The following is a 16752-nucleotide window of genomic DNA, read 5'->3' as shown; positions in this document are numbered from 1 at the left end:
ACGGAGCGCGAAACAGCAGCAAGTTTCACGCAGAGAGTGGCTGAATCGAGCAACGATGTTTCTCTGAAACGCCGAAGCGATGAAAAAAAGATTCAAAAAGCTCTTGACGAAAGCGAAAATGATGTTTAAAATCTCGCTTCTGTTCTGCAAGGGGGTATAGCTCAGCTGGGAGAGCGCTTGCATGGCATGCAAGAGGTCAGCGGTTCGATCCCGCTTACCTCCACCATCAGAACAGGTTGTTTCCCAGTCGTAGTAAAGCTGGTGATTCGCAGGAATAGCTGTACAGTGTAGTAAGGCATTATCTGAAAAGATCATGTCCCCTTCGTCTAGAGGCCTAGGACATCACCCTTTCACGGTGAGTACAGGGGTTCGAATCCCCTAGGGGACGCCAGACATGAGCGTCGTCAACGAGGTTGGCGAGGCAGCAGGTGGGAGTCAACCAACGCCCATCTGTGATTGTCGCGTTGGAGCGGTAGTTCAGTTGGTTAGAATACCGGCCTGTCACGCCGGGGGTCGCGGGTTCGAGTCCCGTCCGCTCCGCCAGATAGAAGCCCGTTCAGAAATCGTGAGCGGGCTTTTTAGTTGTAGCAGGATAAGGTGTAAGCCTGTGTTGTCCCCTTCGTCTAGAGGCCTAGGACATCACCCTTTCACGGTGAGTACAGGGGTTCGAATCCCCTAGGGGACGCCAAAGTTTTCTGCGGCGCCATCAAGCATCAAGGCGACGCCGCCAGCGGGAGCTAACCAACGCCCGCCGGTGTAGCAGTCAAGCAGTACTGGAGCGGTAGTTCAGTTGGTTAGAATACCGGCCTGTCACGCCGGGGGTCGCGGGTTCGAGTCCCGTCCGCTCCGCCAGATTCGAGTTGTGCGCGCAAGCGTGCAGCGTGTAGTTCAAGGCGCAAGCCTGTGTTGTCCCCTTCGTCTAGAGGCCTAGGACATCACCCTTTCACGGTGAGTACAGGGGTTCGAATCCCCTAGGGGACGCCAAAGTCATCTGCGGCGCCATCAAGCAGTCAAGGCGACGCCGCCAGCGGGAGCTAACCAACGCCCGCCGGTGTAGCAGTCAAGCAGTACTGGAGCGGTAGTTCAGTTGGTTAGAATACCGGCCTGTCACGCCGGGGGTCGCGGGTTCGAGTCCCGTCCGCTCCGCCAGAATCAAAGCCCGCTGGAAGTTCCAGCGGGCTTTTTTCTTTTCCGCCGCCAGTTTCTTCTCGCGCGCTCTTTCTCTTCCGATCTTTGGTGCGGCGCAGTCCTACGGGCTGTTCGTCGACACGTACGGACAAAATGCCATTGCCTGAGGCGGCGCGTTATCGTAGCGTTGTCGAAACTCCGAATTTCCGCGATTGCCGCGTTGCCTCCCATGTTCGCACCGAACGACATTCCGTCGCGCTTCCAGCTGCGCCACGCCACCATGGACGACTTCGAGTTCGCCGAGTCGCTCACGCGGCGGAACATGGGCGGCTATTACCAGCGGCATCATCTGATCTGGCGCGGCGATCTGTTTCTCGCGAGCTACCGCGAATCGGAGAATTTCATTCTCGAACTCGACGGCGAAGCGATCGGCGTGCTGCGCGTGACGCAGGAGGGCGATTCGCTGCATATCCGCGACGTGCAGATCGCCGAGGGCTATCGCGGCAACGGCGCGGGCACCTTCCTGCTCGACATCTCGCATCAATGGGCGCGCGAGCGCGGGCTGCGCGAATTGCAGCTGCGCGTGTTCGTCGATAACCCGGCGGCGCGGCTGTATCTGCGCAAGGGGTATCGGGTGGCGGGGCCGCGGCTCGCGCGGCTGGGCTCGATCCGGCACATGACGCGGCTGGTTTGAACGCGGTTTTGCGCGTATCTGGCGGCCGCTGACAGCCGTTGGCAGCCGCTCATGGCCGTTGAGCGCGCAATGAACGCGCGCGTCGCGCGTGTCAGTTGTCCGGCGCTTCGAGCGGTTCGTCGTTCGCCGAGTGGGTTTCGTCGAGATCCTGTTCGCGGTCGCCGGTGCCGCGTGCGATAAAGGCCCGCGGACTTTCGCCGAACGCGCGCCGGAACATCGCCGAAAACGCGCTCTGGCTTTGATAGCCGAGTTCCTGCGCGACGATCGACATCGGCTTGCCCTGGTTCAGCAGCGGAATCGCGCGCGCGAGGATCGCCTGCTGACGCCACTGCGAAAAACTCACACCCAGTTCCAGCCGGAACAGCCGCGCGATCGTGCGTGTGCTGGCGCCTACGTGTGCGGCCCAGTATTCGAGCGAGCCGGGACCGGCCGGATCGGCGAGCAGCGCCTCGCAGAGCGCGCGCAGACGCTTTTCCTCAGGCATCGGCACCGCGAGCGGCAGAGGCGCCGAGCGCGTGATCTCGTCGAGCGCGACCGCGCCGAGCAGACGCTCGCGCGCCGGTGCGATGCCTTGCTCGTCGAAGGCGGCGATGGATTCACGCAGCAGCCCCGACACCTCCACGACCCGGCACGCGTCCAGCCCGGCCGGAATCACCGACTGATCGACATACAACGTGCGCAGAAACGCGTCCTCGACGATCGCCACTTCGTGCGTGACGTGCGGCGGCACCCAGATCGCGCGCGACGGCGGCACCATCCACGTGGTGCCGGGCGTGGCCATGCGCAGCACGCCGCGCGACGCATACGCGAGTTGCGCCCACGCATGCGTGTGCTTCGAGATGCGCACGCCGGCAGCCATCGGCCGCGAACGCACGCGGATCGGATGCTCGAGGTTCGGCGCGAACTCGGGCGGGATCTGGGCGAACGTCGCCGAAAGGGCATCGGTCGCGTCGATGGCGGGGGCGTCGGCGGTCATGGCGTGCGGGCGTATAGCGGGTACTGATGGGCGAGAACAGGTGCGCGAAGAGGTGCGAGAACAGGTGCGCGAACAGGTCAGATTAAGTGCTTCATTGTAGGCGCGTGCGCGGATCGGCGCGCAGCCGTGCCGATGCACCGCCGAAGCGCCGCCCGCAAACATTTTGGGTATCGCATAATGCTGCGGATATCAGGAGCAAGGAGCGGAATCCATGAAATACGTGTTCGTCTACGGCACGCTGCGCGCGGGCGAGATCAACGACATCAACCTCGCGGCGGATCGCAACGCGATCGCGCGTCCGCGTCATCTCGGGCTTACGTCGCTGTCGGGTCGGCTGTTCGACTTCGGCACGTATCCGGGCATGGTGGCTGGTGCGCACGATGCTGCTGCGAAGCAAGCGGATCACCAGGCGCGCGTAGTCGGCGACGTCTACGAAATCGACGATGCGCTGCTGGCCGTGCTCGACGAAATCGAGCAGGTGTATCCGGGCGTCGACGGCCTGTTCGTCTCGAAGGCCGTGAGCATCGAAGTGCAGGGCGAGCGCATCGACTGCCTGTACTATCCGGTCGCGCCGGGCGCGGTCGCGGGCCGTCCCGAGATCGCGAGCGGCGACTGGGTGGAGCATCGGCGCGCGCGTTAAAGCCTGAACCACACGCTCGATAAGAGCGCCAAAAACACGAAGGCCCGGCGGACTCCCATCCGCCGGGCCTTTTTTCATCGGCGTATCGCGTCAAGCGAAGCCGATCAGATTTCCTCGTACAACGGCAGCGTCAGGAATTCGACGAAGTCTTCCGACGTCGACATCTGTTCGAAGATCTGTGCGGCGCGCTCATACGGCTTCGTATCGCCGCCGACCACGCCCTTCACCTTGTCCAGTTCCTGCGGGATCAGTTCGCGCACGAGTTCGGCCGTCACCTTGCGGCCGTCGTCGAGCTTGCCCTTCGGCGAGCGGATCCACTGCCACACCTGCGAGCGCGAGATTTCGGCGGTCGCGGCGTCTTCCATCAGGTTGTGGATCGGCACGCAGCCATTGCCCGCGAGCCACGAACCGAGATAGTGGATGCCGACGTTGATGTTGTTGCGCAGACCCGTTTCGGTGATCGGCGCTTCCGGGCGGAAGTCGAGCAGATCCTTGTTCGTCACGTTGACGTCGGGGCGCTGCTTGCCGATCTGGTTCGCCTTGTCGCCGAGCACCTTCACGAACTCTTCCATCGCGATGGGCACGAGACCCGGGTGCGCGACCCAGCCGCCGTCGTAGCCGTCGCTTGCATCGCGCGCCTTGTCCGAACGCACGCCGCCCATCGCCTTGTCGTTCGCGGCCGCATCGTTCTTGATCGGAATCAGCGCGCTCATGCCGCCGATCGCCGGTGCGTTGCGCTTGTGGCAGGTCTTGAGCAGTTCGAGCGCGTAGGCGCGCATGAACGGCACGGTCATCGTGATCTGCGAGCGGTCCGCGAGGCAGAAGTCCGCGTCCTTCTTGAACTTCTTGATCGCCGAGAAGATGTAGTCCCAGCGGCCCGCGTTCAGGCCCGAACTGTGTTCGCGCAGTTCATAGAGGATTTCGTCCATCTCGAACGCGGCGAGGATCGTTTCGACGAGCACCGTCGCGCGGATCGTGCCGCGCGGAATGCCCACGCCTTCCTGGGCCGCGACGAAGATGTCGTTCCACAGGCGCGCTTCGAGGTGGCTTTCCATCTTCGGCAGATAGAAGTACGGGCCGCTGCCGCGCGAGAGCAGTTCCTTCGCGTTGTGGAACAGGTAGAGCGCGAAGTCGAAGATGCCGCCCGACACGCGCTGGCCGTCGACCGTCACGTGCTTTTCGTCGAGGTGCCAGCCGCGCGGACGCACGATCAGCGTGGCGGTCTTGTCGTTGAGCTTGTACGACTTGCCGTTCTGTTCGAGCGAAATCGTGCGGCGCACCGCGTCCTTGAGGTTGATCTGGCCGGTGATCTGGTTGTCCCAGTTCGGCGCGTTCGAATCCTCGAAGTCGGTCATGTACGAGTCCGCGCCCGAATTCAGCGCGTTGATGATCATCTTGCGCTCGACCGGGCCGGTGATTTCCACGCGGCGGCATTCGAGATCCTTCGGCAGCGCGGCGATTTTCCAGTCGCCTTCGCGGATCGACTTCGTATCCGCGAGGAAGTCCGGGCGCTCGCCCGCGTCGAGGCGCTGGGTGCGCTCGACGCGCGCCTTCAGCAGTTCCTGGCGACGCGGTTCGAAAGCGCGGTGCAGCTTCGCGACGAGTTCGAGCGCCTCGGGCGTGAGGATCTGTTCGAAGCCGGGTTGGATCTCGGCCGTGATCTGCATGCCTTGCGGCAGTTGCAACGTGTTCGCCATTTGCTAACTCCTTGGTCGGTCAGATGTGAATGCGTGATGTGCTGCTATCCGTGCTCGCTGAGCGATGCCGTCACGCGCCCGGGCTGGGGCGGGGGCGGCTTCGTTCGGCGGGCGCGGCGGTTTCGATGAAGGCGGCCAGTTCAGCCATGCCGCCGCCGGTGCCGTGCGGCGCGACGCCGAGTTCTTCGGCGGGCAGTCGCTGGCGGTTGATCCAGAACGTGGTGTAGCCGAACCAGCCGGCGCCCGCGGCGTCCCAGCCATTCGACGACACGAACACCATCTCGCGCGGCGCCGCGTCGAACGCGGCCGTGCCGAGCGCGTACGCGGCGGCGGCGGGCTTGTAGGCGCGCACGGCGTCCACGGAGAGCACGTGGTCGAACAGGCCGTTCATGCCCGCGCTCTTGACCGCGATGTCGAGCATCTGCGGATTGCCGTTCGAGAGGATTGCGAGACCCGTGCGGCTGCCGTCTTCGCGCGGCTCGCGCAGGCGGCGCAGCACGGGCAGGACGTCGGGGAAGGCAGAGAGGCAGGCGTATTCGTCCATCAAACGCTTTTCGCCGGCGCCCGTGAGCGCGAGGTTCAGACGGCGCGCGGCATAGCGCAGCGCGTCGAGCGTGATGTCCCAGAACGGCTTGTAGCGCGCGCCAGCGGGGTCCGAGAGCGTGCGCAACTGCGTGTATTCGATCTGCTTGAGGCGCCAGAGCTGCGAGAGCGCTTCGCCCTGGCCCGGGAACATCTGCTCGGCAGCGGCGACGACCGAATGGACGTCGAACAGCGTGCCGTACGCGTCGAAGATCACAGCCTTGGGAAAATGAGTTGTCGTTGTGGCCGACATAGCCTTGCACTCCGTCGTCAGAGGTCGAGGTGAATTGTATTCATGAGGTGGATTGCTGAAAAAGGCGGGATTGATCACTTGATCTTTTACTTTTACCCACCTAATCTGACGACCATTCGCTTTTTTGCAGCCATTTGCGCTGCGCAATCCGGCTCCTTTTTTCTCCAGATGGATCGATTCAAGCAAATCGAGACCTTCGCGATCGTCGCCGCGAAGGGCAGTCTTTCGGCGGCCGCGCAGGCCGAAGGCGTCGCGCCCGCGATCATCGGACGCCGTATCGACGCGCTCGAGGAACGCCTCGGCGTGAAGCTGTTCGTGCGCACCACGCGGCGCATCACGCTGACCTTCGAGGGCTCGGCGTTTCTCGAAGACTGCCAGCGCATCATTCACGACATGCAGAACGCCGAGGCGAGCGTCTCGGCGGGCGGCGTGAAGGCGAGCGGACACCTGCGCGTGTCGGCGCCGGCGGGTTTCGGACGGCGCCACGTCGCGCCGCTCGTGCCCGATTTCACGGTTGCGCACCCGGACGTGACGATCACGCTCGATCTTTCGGACCGGCTCGTCGATCTGGTCAACGAAGGCTTCGACTGCGCCGTGCGTCTGGGCGAATTGCCCGACTCGTCGCTGGTCTCGCTGAAGCTCGGCGAAAACCGCCGCGTGGTGGTGGCCGCGCCCTCGTATCTGTCGCGGCGCGGCGAACCCGAAACACTCGCCGATCTCGCGCGCCACAACTGCCTCGCGTTCGGCGCGAGCGCAAACCAGCAGCGCGGCTGGACCTTCCAGCAGGACGACAAGGTGGTGCAGATCCGCGTGGGGGGCACGATGGAGTGCTCGGACGGTGCGGTGCTGCACGAGTGGTGTCTGGCGGGCCACGGTCTCGCGTGGCGCTCGTGGTGGGAAGTCGGCGAGGACATTGCGGCGGGCCGGCTCGCGCGCGTGCTCGACGCTTACGCCGCGCCGCCCATCGGCATTCATGCCGTGTTTCCGCAGCGCCGGCACCTGCCGTTGCGCGTGCGTCTCTTTCTCGACTTTCTCAAGCATACGTACGGTCAACCAGGTTACTGGGGCCAGGACTGACGGCGTCGGTCTCGCTTTCTTCGGCTTGCTTTGTCATCGCGCGCGGCGGGATGTGGGTGTTTCCGATATGCGGAGATGCCCGCATGCCCGCCGCGCCGCGTTTTTTAGCGCACTACAATCGGCACATGAGATCGGCGCATGAGTCGGCAGCGCACATGAACACGGAGGGCGTCATGTTCAAGCACATCCTCGTTCCGACCGACGGCACGGATCTGTCGAAAAAGGCGATCGACGGCGCGATCGCGCTCGCGCGCACGGTGGGCGCGCGCGTCACGGCCTACGCCTGCATGCCGCAATATCCGTACTCGCCTTATCCCGATGACATCGCCATCGAGCTTCCCGGCGACTTCCAGACGCGCAGTGAGCGAGAGGCGCGCACGCATCTGCAGGAAGTCGAGGAGGCGGCGCACAGCGTGGGCGTGGCGTGCGACAGCTGCACCAGCGTCCATCCTTCGCCTTATCTCGGCATTATCGAAGCCGCCGAAAACCGGGGCTGCGACGTGATCTTCATGGCCTCGCACGGCCGTCGCGGCCTGGGTAGCCTGCTGATCGGCAGCGAGACCCAGCGCGTGCTCAGTCATACGAAGATTCCGGTGATCGTGTATCGGTGAGAAACGGGGCGGCGTTCTGTCGGCGTGTGTCTCGTGTTTTTGTTGTTTTGCCGGTGTCTCTCAGGTCGCTTTGGTCTTTTTAGGTCTTTTAGGTCTCGCTGATCATGCGGACGTTCGGCGCGCGTCCAGCGGTGGCGGCGGCCGGCATGCCCCGCCAAGGTTTCGCAGGCCGGCCGCCGCGCCGCGGACGGCGCCAGAACGGGCGAGGGCACCCCAAACCCTCGCCAGCGGTGGTCTTACGCCACCTTCTTGTCGAAGAACTGCTCGTCTTCCGTCGAACCGTGCAGCGCGGTGGTCGACGCGTTGTGCTCGACCGTCTGCGTCACGGCGTCGAAGTAGCCCGTGCCCACTTCGCGCTGATGCTTCACGGCGGTGAAACCCTTCTCGGCGGCGGCGAACTCGGCCTGCTGGAGTTCCACGAACGCGCTCATGTTCTGGCGCGCATAGCCGTGCGCGAGGTTGAACATCGAGTAGTTCAGCGAGTGGAAGCCCGCGAGCGTGATGAACTGGAACTTGTAGCCCATCGCGCCCAGCTCGCGCTGGAACTTGGCGATCGTCGCGTCGTCGAGATTCTTCTTCCAGTTGAACGACGGCGAGCAGTTATACGAGAGCAGCTTGCCCGGGAATTCCTTGTGGATCGCCTCGGCGAACTGCTTGGCGAACGCCAGATCCGGCTTGCCCGTTTCGCACCAGATCATGTCGGCGTAAGGCGCGTAGGCGAGGCCGCGCGAGATCGACTGATCGAGGCCGTTGCGGGTGCGGAAGAAGCCTTCCACGGTGCGCTCGCCGGTCAGGAACGGCTTGTCGTTGTCGTCGATGTCGGACGTGACGAGATCGGCGGCTTCCGCGTCGGTGCGGGCGAGCAGCACGGTCGGCACGCCGCAGACGTCGGCGGCCAGACGCGCGGCAGTCAGCTTGGCGATGTTTTCGCGCGTCGGCACGAGCACCTTGCCGCCCATGTGGCCGCACTTCTTCACCGAAGCGAGCTGGTCTTCGAAGTGCACGCCCGCTGCGCCGGCTTCGATCATCGCCTTCATCAGTTCGAACGCGTTCAGCACGCCGCCGAAGCCCGCTTCAGCGTCGGCCACGATCGGCTGGAAGAAGTCGGTGTAGCCTTCGTCGCCCGGATTCTTGCCTTCGGACCACTGGATCTGGTCGGCGCGCGTGAGCGTGTTGTTGATGCGCTTGACCACTTGCGGCACCGAGTTGGCCGGGTAGAGCGACTGGTCCGGGTACATTTCGCCCGCGAGGTTGGCGTCGCCCGCGACTTGCCAGCCCGACAGATAGATCGCCTTGAGGCCGGCCTTGACCTGCTGCATGGCTTGATTGCCGGTGAGGGCGCCCAGCGCGTTGATGAACGGCTCGGTGTTCACACCCTTCCAGAGCTTTTCCGCGCCTTGCTTCGCGAGCGTGTGCTCGGGCTGGATCGAACCGCGCAGGCGCACCACGTCTTCAGCCGTGTAGTTGCGCTTGACGCCCTTCCAGCGCGGATCCGTATCCCATTGCTGCTGGAGTTGCTGTGCTTGCTGTTGACGAGTCGACATGGTGCGCTCCTTCTGTTTACCTGATAGATGAACCGCTGATCGGAACTGCTGAACCGGTGAACGTCGCGAAGCCAGTGTCTCGTTGATGCCTGGAGGCGTTTCGTTTCGCGAACTCTTATATAAGAGTCTAGGCAAACCGATGCTCCGGCAACAGGGCGGCAAAGGGGATTTTTGTGGATTTTTAAATAAATAAAATCAATGAGTTATGTCTTGCGTTTCGCGATAAGAAACGCAATTTTCCATCTTGCAATGGCCCGGTTTGTGCCACGCAGCACGAGATTTTACGAAGCAAAAAAATTTTTCGTATCGTGAAATTCTGTCTGCGGACAAAAAAAGACCGGTGACGAAGCACCGGTCTTTTTATTGGCTGCGGGCGCGAGGGCGGTGTTGACCGCCGCTCGACGCCGTTTTCAGCGTTGCTTAGCTGTCGCGACGTGCGCCACGCGGGCCGCCGTCACGGCGGCCGCCGCCGAAGCCTTCGCGCGAACGGCCGTAGCCGTCGCCGCGCGGCTGGCCGTAGCCGCCACGATCGCCGCCTTCGCGGCGCGAGGCGCCGTAGCCGCCTTCACGCTGGCCGTAGCCGCCGCGCGAATCCGACGACTTGTTGCCCCAGCTGTTGCCGTTGCGGTCGCCTTGCGGACGATCGCCTTGCGGACGGTCACCGAAGCTGCGCTCGCCGTTGCCGTTGCCGCCGCCGTAGCCGCCACGGTTGTTGCCGTAGCCGCCACCCGGCTTGCCGCCGAAGCGACGGCCACCGCCGTTGCCGCCGCCCGGACGGCCGCGGCCGCCAAAGCCACGGTTAGCCGGCGGTGCCTTGCGCGGCTCGAAGCCTTCGACGACGTTGACCGGCAGCGTGCCGCGCACGAAACGCTCGATGCGCTTGAGCGCGCCTTGCTCGGCGTGGTGCACGAGGCTCACTGCGGTGCCCGAACGGCCCGCGCGACCCGTACGGCCGATACGGTGGACGTAGTCTTCCGCGAACTTCGGCAGGTCGTAGTTGAAGACGTGCGTGATGCCCGGGATGTCGATGCCGCGTGCCGCGACGTCGGTCGCGACCAGCACGCGCACGCGACGCTCGCGCAGTGCGCGGATCGTGCGGTTACGCGCGCCTTGCGGCAGGTCGCCGTGCAGCGCGGCGGTTTCGAAGCCGGCGTCGGCCAGCTTGCCCGCGAGTTGATCGGCGTCCATCTTGGTCGCCGTGAACACGACGGCCTGGTCGAGCTTTTCGTCGCGCAGCAGATGGTCGAGCAGACGATCCTTGTGATCGCGGTCGTCGACGTAGTGCACGGTCTGGGCGATGTTCGAGCTCGCTTCGATCTTGCGGACGATTTCGATACGCTCCGGGTCCTTCAGCAGACGGCCGGTGATCGACGCGATCTTGCCGTCGAGCGTGGCCGAGAACAGCATCGTCTGACGCGTTTCGGGCGTGGCGGCGACGATCGTGTCGATGTCGTCGATGAAGCCCATGTCCAGCATGCGGTCGGCTTCGTCGAGCACGAGCATCTTCAGCTCGGACAGGTCGATACGGCCGCGCTCGAGGTGGTCGAGCAGACGGCCCGGCGTCGCCACGAGGATTTCGGGGTTCTTGGCGAGCAGCATCAGCTGCTGGCCGTAGGCCACGCCGCCGAGAATGCTGACGGTGCGCAGGCGGCGCAGGTGCTGGCCGTACGTCGAAGCGGCCGTCGTCACCTGCATGGCGAGTTCGCGCGTCGGCGTGAGGACGAGCAGGCCGGGGCGTGCCACCGGCTGCGGACGGCGTTGCGGGCGGCGATCGGCTTGGCCGTTCGCGCCTTGCGGACGCGGCTCGCGCGGCTGCGCGGCTTGTGCCTTCTGGATCTGCGCGAAGCGCTCGATGGCAGGCAGCATGAAGGCTGCGGTCTTGCCCGAACCGGTCGGGCTGGAGACCAGCAGGTCGCGGCCCGCGATGGCTGCAGGAATGGCGCGTTCCTGAACCGGCGTCGGAGCCTTATAGCCCGCTGCGGTCAGCGCGGAGACGATCTCCGGCGACAGACCGAGCGACGCGAACGTCGGGCCTTCCGGCGTGTCGGCGGCAGGCGCGGCGCCTTCAGCGGCGGCGGCGACAGGCTGCTCGAGGCCGAGGGCGTCGTTGGCGATCGCGTCGAGGGGGCTTTGGGTATTGCTCGAAGTCATGAAAATCCTTGGTACACAGGAAATAGAACGTCGGCGCCAATCGGCATACCCAAGTCGTCGGATTGTGCAAACAAATCGAAAAACGGGGGCAATCCGCACACGGGGGCGGATTTTCGTTAGAAGCTGTTTTGGGTGCGGCTCAGCCCGGATTGGCCAACCGCCAGCCTGATACTTGACGGCCCGGAAGCAGGGCCACGGCAGGGAGGGACAGGTTCTAAACTGGATTGGAGCTTAACGCTACGTGGCGTTGGGCTGATCGCAAAGGCGACCGGAGCGCAACGCAGCGGAGATTATATCTCGTTTTGTTGCAGCGCGCCAGCGTTGTGACGGGCGAACGGATACTTGCACGCGGATCGGTGCAAAAGAGGGTGCGAACAACGGAAAATCGGCGGGAATCCGGGGCGGCCGGGCGTAGGGCTTCGGCCGTGCGGGTCGTGCCGCGTATTGCTGCTTTTTTGCTGCTTCGTGTGCCGCGTCGTTCCCCGCGCCTTGCTGGTTCAGCTTGCCGCGCCGCTCTTGAGCGACTCGACGAGTTCCACGTACTGCGTCTTCGCCGTGTCCTGTGCGGTGCCTTGCAGCGCTGCCCAGGCGTCGTACTTATATTTGCCGACGATGTCGGTGAAGCCCGGCTTGTCGCCGCGCACGTCGCCTTCGCTGGCCTGCTTGAACAGCGCGTACAGACGCAGCAGCGTCAGGTTGCCCGGGCGCTCCGACAGCTTCTGCACGTCTTCCTGGGCCTGCGCGAATTGGGCGTTGATATCGCTCATTGTGGTTTCCTCCGCTTGAAATCGATCGAGTCCGACGATGGTAGCAGCGACATCTGTCATGGGGCTGGAACGATTCCTCCACTCTAGAAGGTGCCAGGCTGTCGGCGTGGGCGGCGCGCAGCGCGCATGCCTGGGCGGCGACTGGGCGAGGGCGCCGCATTACAATAGCGGTCATGACTGAAACCGTGCTGCTTGCCATCGATACCTCGACCGAATTCTGTTCGGTCGCGCTGCTTCGCGCCGCCGCGCCCGCGAGCGGCGCATCTGCCCAGAATCCGGCTCAGAACGCCGCTCAAGAGCCGTCCGCGCCGCGCGTCTGGGTGCGGCATGAAGCCACAGGGGCGGTTTCCAGCACGCGCCTGCTGCCCGCGATCGGCGAAGTGCTCGCCGAAGCCGGACTCGCGCTCGCCGACTGCGATGCGATCGCCTTCGGCGCAGGACCCGGCTCGTTCACGGGCTTGCGCACCGCCACGGGCGTCGCGCAAGGCCTCGCGTTCGGCCTCGATATTCCGGTCGTGCCGGTGAGCACGCTGCTCGTCTGCGCGGAAAGCGCGCGCCAGCGCGATCCGTCGGCGACGCGCGTGCTGGCGGCGCTCGATGCGCGTATGGACGAAGCCTATTGGGCCGATTACGCGTGGGACGCGGCGGCGGACGACTGGCAGACGCTGCGCGCCGCCTCGCTCGACGCGCCCGAGGGCATCGTCGCGCCGGATGCGCCGTTCACGCTCGCGGGCAACGCGGCGGCGGCCTTCGGCTCGCGCCTGACGGCGGCCACGACCGCGCGCGTGATCGACGCCGAGGCGCTGCCGCACGCCGTGCCGCTCGCGCATGCCGCGCTGCGTGCGTTCCGCGCCGGACGCACCGTGCCCGCCGACCAGGCCGCGCCGGAATACATCCGCAACAAGGTCGCGCAGACCACGGCCGAGCGCCTCGCCGCCAAGTCGGCCGCGTCCGGGGAGGGCCGATGAGCGGCGTCCTGATGACCGACCGCTATTTGTCCCAGATGACCGAAAGCGATCTCGACGAGGTCGTCGTCATCGAGAAGTCGGCGTACGAATTTCCGTGGTCGCGCGGCAATTTCGAGGATTCGCTACGCAACGGGTACTACGGCATCTGCATGCGCCACGTGACCGGCACGCTGATCGGTTATTGCGTGCTGATGCCGGTCGTTGACGAGATGCATCTGCTCAATCTGTGCGTCGCGCCGCAGGCTCAAGGCGCGGGCGCGGGGCTCGCGCTGTTGCGCGAAGGCGTGCGGATGTCGCGCGCGCAGGGGCTCGAAGGACTGCTGCTCGAAGTGCGGCCGTCGAATCATCGCGCGATCCGCCTGTACGAGCAGTTCGGTTTCGTGACCGTCGGGCGGCGCAAGAATTACTATCCGGCCCGTCACCACACCCGCGAAGACGCGATGGTGATGCGTCTGACTTTTGCAGAGGAGGGCGCGGATGGCGCTCGATGAATACGCGCTCGAGGAGCTGGGGCTCGCGCCGCGCTGGGTGCGCAAGGGCGCGGCGGCTGATGCAGGCGTCGCGGCCGAGGCTGGAACGGCGGTCGCGCGCGATGTGACGGAAGCCGCGCCGCCGGTTGAGGCGGTCGTGGCGCGCGCCGAAGCGCCGACGCAGGCACAGACGCAAGCACCTTCGCAGGCGCCGATGCCGCGTCGCGAGCCTGCCGCCACCGCCGCGCCGCACGCGCAGCCCGGGACGCGCGAACCCGCGCCGTCCGAAGCGAAGCGCGTGCAACCTCTGCAGTTCGCTCAGTCCGCTCAGTCCGCTCAGTCCGCGCAACCCGCCGCCGACGAACCGCCGCCTTTCACCGAAGACGATTTCGCGTGGTTCGACTCGGTCGCCGAGCCGGTGCTGCCGCAGGACATGGACGCGCCCGCGCGCGCGCCGCGCGACGACATCGCGACGCTCGACTGGGACACGCTCGCCGAACGCGTCAAGTCGTGCGAGCGCTGCCGTCTGTGCGAGAAGCGCACCAACACCGTGTTCGGCGTGGGCGACCGCGAAGCCGACTGGATGCTGATCGGCGAAGCGCCCGGCGAGAACGAAGACCGTCAGGGCGAGCCCTTCGTCGGCCAGGCGGGCAAGCTGCTCGACAACATGCTCCACGCGCTCTCGCTCGCGCGCGAAGATAACGTGTACATCGCCAACGTCATCAAGTGCCGTCCGCCCGGCAACCGCAATCCCGAGCCGGACGAGGTCGCGCGCTGCGAGCCGTATCTGCAACGCCAGGTCGCGCTCGTGAAGCCGAAGATCATCGTCGCGCTCGGACGCTTCGCCGCGCAGAGCCTGCTCAAGACCGACGGCAGCATCGCGTCGCTGCGCGGCCGCGTGCATGAGTACGAAGGCGTGCCGGTGATCGTCACGTATCACCCGGCGTATCTGCTGCGCAGCCTGCACGACAAGTCGAAGGCGTGGGCCGATCTGTGCCTCGCGCGCGATACGTGGCGCAAGGCGGCGGGCGGCGAGTCGTGAACGCCGACGGGTGCGGCGGGGCGCGCCTCGCGGTGCCGAACGCAATGTCCGACACCGCGCGCGATCCGCTGGCCCGGTACGCCGATCCGGCCGTGCGCGATCTCGCGTGGCTCTTGCTCAGCGCCGATTTGTTGCGCGCGCAACCTCACGCGCCGCTCGCGCAGCCCTGCGCCGATGCCACCGATGACGCCGCCGACAAAACCGCGCACGCCGTCGCCGACTGGCTCGCGCAACTCGACCGCGATCCGTCCAGCCTGCATGCGCTGCTCGAAGCGGCGCATCTCACCCGCCTTGGCCGCTACGCCGAAACGCTGCTCGCGGCGTGGCTGACGCTCGGCCCCGCGCCGCGGCTCGTCGCCGCCAATCTCGCGCTGCGGCATGCGGGCCGCACGCTCGGCGAGTGCGATTTTCTCGTCGAGACCGCCGATGGCCGCAAGCTCCATTGGGAACTCGCGGTGAAGTGCTATCTGCATGCGGACATGCAGGAGGCGCGCGCTGGCCGTCTCGCGGATTTCGTCGGGCCGAATCTGCGTGACCGCTTCGACTGGAAGTACGCGCATCTGCTCGACCATCAATTGCGGCTGACGCAGCGCGAGGAGTTTGCCGCGCTGGGTCGTGGCGGTCCCTGGCTCGCGCAGATGTTCGTGAAGGGCTGGCTGTTCTATCGCGCGGATTTGCACGCGGACGATACGGCGGCGAGTGCGCCGGAACTCACGGCGGAGCACGGGCGCGGCTGGTGGATTACGCAAGCCGAATGGACCGCATTCACCGAACGTCACGGCGCGGATGGCTGGAGTGTGTTGCCGCGCCTCGCGTGGCTCGCGCCGCGTCATCTCGGCGCGCATGAATTCGCGGATCGCGACCGCGCCGATATCGCAACTAACAGCCAGTCCAGCGCGGCGAGCGAGAGTGGGAGTGGGAGAGAGGTTGGTGGTGGTGCGGGCGAAGGTGGCGTGGCCGGGGCGTCGGCTCGCAGGGCGGTTGGCGAGTCAGTTGGCGACTCGGTCGGTGAGTCGGCCGGTGAGCCAGCGGGGCCGTTGCCTGGTGAATCGGCCACTGCATCGGCCGACGAAACGCCCACGAGAAAAGCTGATGACGACGGCGGCTTCCTCAGCCGTCTCGCCGTTGCGCGCCCAACCGATGCGGCGACGCTATTCGCGCATCTGCCGCGCAAGCACGATCCGGTGATGGTCGCCGCTTTCGTCGCCGATGGCGCGGGCGGCTATATCGAGCGCTCGCGTGGTTTCATCGTCCCCGACGACTGGCCCGAGCGGGCCCGCGCTTTCGCGCTGCAATAAACCGTGCGTCGCGGCGCTTACCACCAGCGCCAGAAGTGATGCACCGGCCCCACGCCGTGACCGACCTCGAGCCGGTCGCTCGCTTCCAGCGCGCCAGTGAGATAGGTCTTCGCCTGCGCGACCGCATCCGCGAGCGTCGCGTTCTGCGGCCAGAGCGCGGCAATCGCCGAGGACAGCGTGCAGCCCGTGCCGTGCGTATTCGTCACCGGCACGCGCGGTCCGCCCAGGCGCAGCGTGCCGCCGGCTTCGATCAGCCAGTCGGGGCTGTCGTCGCCGCCGAGGTGGCCGCCTTTCATCAGCACGGCTTGCGCGCCGAGCGCGCGCAGGCGCTCGCCTTGCTCGACCATCGCGGCTTCGTCGGTGGCGGCGTCGATGCCGAGCAGCGCGGCCGCCTCCGGCAGATTCGGCGTGACGATACCCGCGAGCGGCAGCAGTTCCTCGCGCAGCGCCGCGACGGCTTCCGGCGCGAGCAGCGCGTGATTGCTCTTGGAGATCATCACCGTATCGAGCACGACGCGCGGCGGCTTGTGGCGGCGCAGCGCATCGGCCACGGCGCGCACGATCGACGCGTTGGCGAGCATGCCGATCTTCACGGCGTCGATGCGGATGTCGTCGAACACGGCGTCGAGCTGCGCCGTCACGAAGGCGGCGTCGGGCGCGTGGATCGCGGTCACGCCGCGCGTGTTCTGCGCGGTCAGCGCGGTGATCACGCTCGCGCCGTACGCGCCGAGCGCGGAGAACGCCTTGAGGTCGGCCTGGATGCCCGCGCCGCCGCCCGAATCGGAGCCGGCGATCGTGAGGACGTGGGAAATCGGTGAGGTCATGGCAGCGTCGCGAAGGCGTCGCGCGCGCAT

General features: G+C 65.7%; 15 protein-coding genes and 7 tRNA genes. 15 read left to right on the top strand and 7 right to left on the bottom strand.

The window, feature by feature from the left end:
* Window positions 1–150 precede the first annotated feature (150 nt).
* From U4Y88_RS15065 to U4Y88_RS15030, 8 genes are all read left to right on the top strand, one after another.
* A tRNA-Ala gene (locus tag U4Y88_RS15065) sits at window positions 151–226 on the top strand.
* 89 nt (window positions 227–315) lie between these two features.
* Window positions 316–391, top strand: a tRNA-Glu gene (locus tag U4Y88_RS15060).
* Between the two features lie 75 nt (window positions 392–466).
* Window positions 467–543: transfer RNA gene (locus U4Y88_RS15055), tRNA-Asp, on the top strand.
* 69 nt (window positions 544–612) lie between these two features.
* Window positions 613–688: transfer RNA gene (locus tag U4Y88_RS15050), tRNA-Glu, on the top strand.
* 87 nt (window positions 689–775) lie between these two features.
* Window positions 776–852 (top strand) — tRNA-Asp (locus tag U4Y88_RS15045).
* A 56-nt stretch (window positions 853–908) separates the two neighbouring features.
* Window positions 909–984 (top strand) — tRNA-Glu (locus U4Y88_RS15040).
* Between the two features lie 88 nt (window positions 985–1072).
* Window positions 1073–1149, top strand: a tRNA-Asp gene (locus tag U4Y88_RS15035).
* Between the two features lie 208 nt (window positions 1150–1357).
* Window positions 1358–1822, top strand: coding sequence for a GNAT family N-acetyltransferase (locus U4Y88_RS15030; RefSeq protein WP_224016758.1), 465 nt, complete (start codon window positions 1358–1360; stop codon window positions 1820–1822).
* A 91-nt stretch (window positions 1823–1913) separates the two neighbouring features.
* Here U4Y88_RS15030 and U4Y88_RS15025 read toward each other — a convergent pair whose 3' ends face one another.
* A complete protein-coding gene (locus U4Y88_RS15025) occupies window positions 1914–2798 on the bottom strand; it encodes a helix-turn-helix transcriptional regulator (RefSeq protein WP_321784800.1) in 885 nt (294 codons plus the stop codon).
* Window positions 2799–3009: 211 nt separating this feature from the next.
* Here U4Y88_RS15025 and U4Y88_RS15020 point away from each other — a divergent pair, with 211 nt between their 5' ends.
* Window positions 3010–3438, top strand: coding sequence for a gamma-glutamylcyclotransferase family protein (locus U4Y88_RS15020; protein ID WP_321784798.1), 429 nt, complete (start codon window positions 3010–3012; stop codon window positions 3436–3438).
* 104 nt (window positions 3439–3542) lie between these two features.
* Here U4Y88_RS15020 and aceB read toward each other — a convergent pair whose 3' ends face one another.
* Window positions 3543–5135, bottom strand: a complete 1593-nt coding sequence (aceB, locus tag U4Y88_RS15015; RefSeq protein ID WP_224016765.1) for a malate synthase A — start codon at window positions 5133–5135, stop codon at window positions 3543–3545.
* 70 nt (window positions 5136–5205) lie between these two features.
* The gene (locus tag U4Y88_RS15010) at window positions 5206–5970 is read right to left on the bottom strand and encodes a haloacid dehalogenase type II (protein ID WP_310634462.1); all 765 of its coding nucleotides are present in this window, start codon (window positions 5968–5970) and stop codon (window positions 5206–5208) included.
* Window positions 5971–6138: 168 nt separating this feature from the next.
* Here U4Y88_RS15010 and U4Y88_RS15005 point away from each other — a divergent pair, with 168 nt between their 5' ends.
* The gene (locus U4Y88_RS15005; protein ID WP_224016769.1) at window positions 6139–7047 is read left to right on the top strand and encodes a LysR family transcriptional regulator; all 909 of its coding nucleotides are present in this window, start codon (window positions 6139–6141) and stop codon (window positions 7045–7047) included.
* 173 nt (window positions 7048–7220) lie between these two features.
* Window positions 7221–7658, top strand: coding sequence for a universal stress protein (locus tag U4Y88_RS15000; protein ID WP_224016823.1), 438 nt, complete (start codon window positions 7221–7223; stop codon window positions 7656–7658).
* Window positions 7659–7894: 236 nt separating this feature from the next.
* Here U4Y88_RS15000 and aceA read toward each other — a convergent pair whose 3' ends face one another.
* From aceA to U4Y88_RS14985, 3 genes are all read right to left on the bottom strand, one after another.
* Complete coding sequence (gene aceA / locus U4Y88_RS14995) at window positions 7895–9202, bottom strand: isocitrate lyase (protein WP_224016771.1); 1308 nt, start codon at window positions 9200–9202, stop codon at window positions 7895–7897.
* A 420-nt stretch (window positions 9203–9622) separates the two neighbouring features.
* Complete coding sequence (locus U4Y88_RS14990; protein ID WP_224016774.1) at window positions 9623–11353, bottom strand: DEAD/DEAH box helicase; 1731 nt, start codon at window positions 11351–11353, stop codon at window positions 9623–9625.
* A 497-nt stretch (window positions 11354–11850) separates the two neighbouring features.
* Window positions 11851–12120, bottom strand: a complete 270-nt coding sequence (locus U4Y88_RS14985) for an acyl-CoA-binding protein (RefSeq protein WP_224016776.1) — start codon at window positions 12118–12120, stop codon at window positions 11851–11853.
* A gap of 173 nt (window positions 12121–12293) precedes the next feature.
* Between U4Y88_RS14985 and tsaB the strand changes: the two genes are divergently transcribed.
* Genes tsaB through U4Y88_RS14965 form a run of 4 tightly spaced genes read left to right on the top strand, consistent with a single transcriptional unit; the run spans window position 12294 to window position 15898 of the window.
* On the top strand, window positions 12294–13088 hold the full coding sequence (gene tsaB, locus U4Y88_RS14980) for a tRNA (adenosine(37)-N6)-threonylcarbamoyltransferase complex dimerization subunit type 1 TsaB (protein ID WP_321784796.1): 795 nt from the start codon (window positions 12294–12296) through the stop codon (window positions 13086–13088).
* Complete coding sequence (gene rimI, locus U4Y88_RS14975) at window positions 13085–13579, top strand: ribosomal protein S18-alanine N-acetyltransferase (protein WP_224016781.1); 495 nt, start codon at window positions 13085–13087, stop codon at window positions 13577–13579. The genes tsaB and rimI overlap by 4 nt, the downstream gene beginning before the upstream one ends.
* Complete coding sequence (locus U4Y88_RS14970) at window positions 13566–14600, top strand: uracil-DNA glycosylase (RefSeq protein ID WP_321784794.1); 1035 nt, start codon at window positions 13566–13568, stop codon at window positions 14598–14600. Before rimI ends, U4Y88_RS14970 begins: the two co-directional genes overlap by 14 nt.
* 44 nt (window positions 14601–14644) lie before the next feature.
* Window positions 14645–15898 (top strand): DUF1853 family protein, encoded by a 1254-nt coding sequence (locus U4Y88_RS14965; protein WP_321784792.1) that lies wholly within the window; start codon window positions 14645–14647, stop codon window positions 15896–15898.
* A 17-nt stretch (window positions 15899–15915) separates the two neighbouring features.
* Here the strand turns inward: U4Y88_RS14965 and thiD are convergent, their stop codons facing one another.
* On the bottom strand, window positions 15916–16722 hold the full coding sequence (thiD, locus tag U4Y88_RS14960) for a bifunctional hydroxymethylpyrimidine kinase/phosphomethylpyrimidine kinase (protein WP_224016788.1): 807 nt from the start codon (window positions 16720–16722) through the stop codon (window positions 15916–15918).
* Window positions 16723–16752 lie beyond the last annotated feature (30 nt).

The sequence above is a fragment of the Paraburkholderia sp. J94 genome, from assembly GCF_905220285.1.
GTDB lineage: Bacteria > Pseudomonadota > Gammaproteobacteria > Burkholderiales > Burkholderiaceae > Paraburkholderia > Paraburkholderia tropica_A.
This window is presented reverse-complemented; position numbering and strand designations above follow the sequence as displayed.